The sequence below is a fragment of the Gloeomargarita sp. SKYB120 genome (assembly GCA_025062155.1).
Classification (GTDB): Bacteria; Cyanobacteriota; Cyanobacteriia; order Gloeomargaritales; family Gloeomargaritaceae; genus Gloeomargarita.
In genome coordinates this window covers 1-4,912 of the sequence record JANXAM010000059.1, presented here as the reverse complement: position 1 = coordinate 4,912, position 4,912 = coordinate 1, and the positions used below count along the sequence as shown (strand labels likewise).

General features: G+C 49.9%; 4 protein-coding genes. All 4 read left to right on the top strand.

Annotation, left to right across the window (positions count from 1 at the left end):
* On the top strand, positions 1 to 2,749 hold a 2,749-nt coding region (gene cas10 / locus NZ705_12295), incomplete at its 5' end, for a type III-B CRISPR-associated protein Cas10/Cmr2 (GenBank protein MCS7293724.1).
* Positions 2,749 to 3,861, top strand: a complete 1,113-nt coding sequence (locus tag NZ705_12290; GenBank protein MCS7293723.1) for a hypothetical protein — start codon at positions 2,749 to 2,751, stop codon at positions 3,859 to 3,861. The genes cas10 and NZ705_12290, both read left to right, overlap by 1 nt.
* 21 nt (positions 3,862 to 3,882) lie before the next feature.
* Positions 3,883 to 4,665, top strand: coding sequence for a type III-B CRISPR module RAMP protein Cmr4 (gene cmr4 / locus NZ705_12285; protein MCS7293722.1), 783 nt, complete (start codon positions 3,883 to 3,885; stop codon positions 4,663 to 4,665).
* Between the two features lie 16 nt (positions 4,666 to 4,681).
* Positions 4,682 to 4,912 (top strand): hypothetical protein (locus NZ705_12280; GenBank protein MCS7293721.1); only part of this gene is annotated, 231 nt, incomplete at its 3' end.

Genomic DNA, 4,912 nt, shown 5'->3' with positions numbered 1-4,912 from the left:
GTTAGGTACAGGGTTGGAAATTGTCCATCTTTTGTCAGTGGAAAAAATTTTTTGGCAGTTAACCAGGGAAGAACATTATCGGCTAACCAATGCGGCAAACCGCCGGGACTACTTGCGCCAGCGAGAAGAAGCGGTAATTCCTAGCGAAATCCGACAGAGCCAAGATGGAGCCAAGGTGTTTTGGTGGTTCTGGCGGTGCTTTCCAGAAGCTATCTGCCGAGCGTTCCAGGACGATAGTTTGATGCTCATGCCGGCGGAAACTCGGTTGCCCGACGGTTCTATTTGGAGTCATGCCAGCATTACGTCTGCTCTGGCCGGTGCCTTAGCTGGCTATGAACGTCCCCAGAAAACCCAGCCCCACATTGCCAGCTTCACCTTTAGTCCTGTACAGGAATTGATTAAAGCCAGTCGTAAGATGCGAGATTTTTGGGCAGGTTCTTGGATATTGCACTATTTATCTGCTCGCATTTGTTGGCAACTAGCAGTGAAATATGGCCCTGATTGTTTGCTCTACCCCAGTCTTTATGCCCAGCCCTTAATTGACCATTGGTTACTAGAAAAATATCCCGATTTTTCTAACTGGATAACACAACCGTTGCCAGAGAAATTACTCACCGCCGGTTTTCCGAATGTGATTATGGTGGTTTTGCCTGAGGACCGAGTCAAGGCAGCGATGCAGACAGCAAAACAAACCCTACTGGAGGAGTGGCGAAAGTTAGCTCAGAAAGTCTTTCAGCATCTCCAGCAGGAACGATACTGGATGCCTGAATTGGCGGAGCATGACCCCACGTGGCAGGGGTGGTTAGCGCATCAATGGCAGCATTATTGGGCGGCGGTTCCGATTGGAGCGCCGGGGCACTCCCTAAAAGATACGACGATTCTCAAATCACCCATTGCGATTACTGAAGAGCCTTGGGTCAAAGCGCAAAATAGCTTCTGTCATTTGTCCCAAGAGCAATGGTTATTTAAGGACAGTGAATTGGCCTTTTTGCGTAAGAGTTTCTGGGATGAGCAGGCTCAGCAACGGCGGCAATACAAACCCGGTGTCAATGTGGGTTCCTGGTGGGCGGCGGTGGTGGATCAAACGCGACGAGTGCAAGCAGCCTGTAAAAATGCGCGGGATTGGGAATTACCAGTGGTGTTTGGTCCCCGCAGTACGGTTTCCGGTATCGGCCCGGTGGTGCATCCTTCCCACAATCGCACCCCGGGACAGCGATGGCTCACCGATGGGGAAAGTCACCGTTATTGGAGCAACCGAGCCGGTTTGTTTGATGGGCGAGAAAAACTCAATGCAACGGAAACGGTTAAACGGGTCTTGCACCAAGTTCTCCCTGAATTGTTGACCGGTGTAGATGAGGATGAAATTGCAGCATCATATCCTGATTTGACCGCCGGTGTTGCAGGTTACTTGAAAGTTCACAAGCAGCGAGAGCGAGAACACTTTGAAGCCACATGCCGGGCAATCCAACAGCGACATCCCTGGGTCAATAGCGTCTTGCGTAAGATGCGTCACAAGTGGGGTATTCCTTGGGCTGACCGGCAGAACCAGCAATTTCATCCCCGTTTACTAAACGCCGGTTGGCTGGTGGAAGAGCTGGACGATGTGGATGACGAAACGCGCCGGCAATATCAGCAGGATATTCAGAACATATTGGATAAGTTTTATCCTAGCGTCAATCCGGCGAACTGGTACGTATTAGCGGCGGGCGATGGGGATGGTATGAGTGACTGGCTGAAGGGCGCCAAAATGAAAAAATACTACGATTATTTGCCTAATCCCCTACAACGCTTGGCCGATGGTCAAGAGTCCCAAATTGGGGATGTCATTAATCAGCAAGAGTTGGATGAGGTGAAAAATGCCTTTGCTGAGTTTGTCAAAGATGAACAACTTAAAAAACGCATGGGGCCAGCAACCCATAATGCGCTAAGTCGGGCCCTGTTAGATTTTTCAAATCAATTGGCGCCTTATCTCACTGAACAACGCTACGCAGGGCGACTGATTTATGGTGGCGGGGATGATGTTCTGGCCTACGTGAATCTGTGGGAATGGGATAAATGGCTGTGGGATATTCGCCAGTGTTTTCGTGGAGATGAGGACCCAGGTGGTGAATTCATCCATCGCGGCAATTACTGGCAATGGTCACGGGGAGAGCCGCCCAAAGGTCTGAGCAAGCGTCCCTTGTTCACGCTAGGAAGTCAGGCCACGATTAGTTTTGGGGTGGTGATTGCCCATCATTCGGTGCCCCTGGCAATTGCTCTGGAAAACTTATGGGAAGCTGAAAGTCAGGCGAAAAAACATAAAGACCGCACTGGAAAATCTAAAAATGCAGTGCAAGTGCGCGTGTTGTACGCAAATGGCAATTGTTTAACGGCAACTGGAAAATTCGAGATGTTCAAAACTTGGCGGGACTTACTAGAATTTGATTGGGAAACCTATCAACTGGACGCCGAACAAAGCGCCCTATTTGAACAAGCAGCCCAACTTTGGGAACAACACCCCGCTCCTACAGAAGATGCCATTACCGATTGGGTCACTCTCTTTTGCGAGCGACGGGAAGTTTGGCAAGGAAACACTGAAGCTCAGGCTGCATTTCAGGAAAAACTACGAACTTTTTTGGTAAATGCTTGGCAACTAGAGTCCAAGGTTTTAAATGACCAAAAGGAAAAAAGTGATGACCTGCAAAACTGGCTGAAACTCGCTGCTTTTCACCTGCGCAACCGCCATGTTGAATTGGGGAGGCGACTGTAATGTGGTACACCTTAACGCCATTGGATGTGTTGATGTTTCGGGATGCGAAGCCCTTTACGCCAGGGGAACGCGCTTGGGCCAGTGGCCGCTTCCCACCGACGGGTCATGTTATTAGTGGGGCTATTCAAGCGTATCTTGGTAAACCGGCTAAGTTACGGATTCGGGGGCCTTTTTTGTGTTTTGACCAGCAGCTCTATTTCCCGCGACCGCTCCATATCTTCCAGGGGGAATTTCTGATGCCGGTGAGTTGGTTGCCTAAATCCGATGGTTATCACCGTTGCTACTGGGACGAAACGCGACCGGCACCGCTAGTTAGTTCTGCTGCTAAAGGGTCCACTAAAGAGAAAGGAGCCGCTTATTTCCCCTATGCAGAGATACTCAAGTTGTGGGACCCCCAAAAGGGTATGCCGGAAGAGGGTGTGGAAGAGCCGTGGGATGTTGAAATTCGTCCGCATAATACGATTCAAGAAGCAGGCCGGTGGGTGAAGGAAACCGATGGCTACTTTGTAGAAACCTGTGTGCGGCTTAAACCTGGGTGGAGCTTAGCGGTTTCCCTGGAAACCTATGATGAATCAACTCAGCAAGGTCAGCCCCTATTGATTGAAGAACCAGTACCATTACGACTGGGAGGCGAAGGACATTATGTGGTAATGAAGGCTTGTTCTGAATTGCAAGAACAATGGCATGAGTTAGAGCAACGTTCTCAGGCAATTCAAAAGTCCCAGGAACGCTGTTTAGCCTATCTCATTACGCCTGGGGTGTTTATCAAAATGCGAGACGGTGTTTCGCTGTGTCGCGCCTGGCCCTGGGAATGGCATTTGGCCCATCCACGACCGAACACACCCCAGGTCGGTCCGTTGGTTAGCGTTGCCACTGATAAACCGATTCCCATTAACGGTCGGATTCGCGCTCGCGATGAAAAAGATGAGGAATTTAGCTTACCAGCGCCCCAGGTGTTTGCGGCACCGCCGGGGAGTGTGTATTTTTTGGAACGTCCCGCCAGACTTGCTCAAGATGAACCTGTGAATACCCACAAGGGCACACCAAACCCCTATCATCGCTGGCGCTTGTTGGGCTATAGCGAAATGCTCTGGTTACCAAGTTTTTGTTGACCCTAATTGGAGAAGCGACCGATGAACATCGTCTATCTGTTTTTACTGTCGCCACTGCACACGGGCGGAACAACTCAAGAGGGTAACCTGCTAGGAATTGCCCGTGAATCCCACACCAATTTGCCCTATATTCCGTCAAGTACAATTCGGGGGCGGTTGCGGGCAAATGTGACTGACCGAGAGCAAAAATTTTGGCTCTTTGGGAATGAGATTGGTCAAGATGGAGAGCAACTCTATCAAGGGGCTATTTGGATTGGGGATGGGTCGCTATTGTGGGTGCCCGTACCGTCCCTAAGTCATGGAGTGGTTTGGATTACATGTCCCTTGCTAGTGAAACGTTGGTTGCGCGTGACTGGTCAGGATTTAGAAGTGCCTGTCGAGTACAGTACCAATCTCCCTGAGAATCGTCCCATCTATCTCAAAGACGCTATTCTCAGAGATGGCTTGCGCTCATGGCAGGATTATCAAAACTATATTCCGGTGCCAGATGCGGGTGTTAATTCAGTTATTGTATTGCCAGACCAGCACTGCGCCACGTTGATTCAGATGAGTCTCTGGCGCCAGGTAAAGGTCAAATTAAGCGAGCACAAGGTGGTGGAAGGGGGATTTCGCTATGAGGAGGCCATTCCACCTGATACCTTGATGTATTTCCCTTGGGGTGTTACGGCGCAAGCCAGTGAAGATAGTGAAGAAGCTCAGCAGGAATTTGAGCGATTACTGAGTCAACAAGATGTCCTGCAAATCGGAGGGCAAGAGAGTTTAGGACGCGGGTTTGTGCAGGTCTTTAATGGCGCTGTCAAGTGATGCTTGGAGGTGAGCAATGATGACATTTGACCCACGCACATTGGCAACACCAGTTTATGACGCTCTCAAGGAGTTGAAACGCAATAGTAGGGGCGTCATAGAAACTCTAAAAGAGCAGAAGAACCAAGCCCTGGAACTGTACACCTACTTAGCTACCTGGGGACTCATGCGACTTAAAGCTGAAGAAGACGCCCTGAGTCAAGAAGGTAAAAAGCAAGTCGTGCGCAAGTTTTTTGAATGCTTACAG

Coding starts and splice junctions, on each gene's coding strand:
- NZ705_12290 (MCS7293723.1), top strand. CDS start 2,749: ATGTGGTACACCTTAACGCCATTGGATGTGTTGATGTTTCGGGATGCG.
- cmr4 (MCS7293722.1), top strand. CDS start 3,883: ATGAACATCGTCTATCTGTTTTTACTGTCGCCACTGCACACGGGCGGA.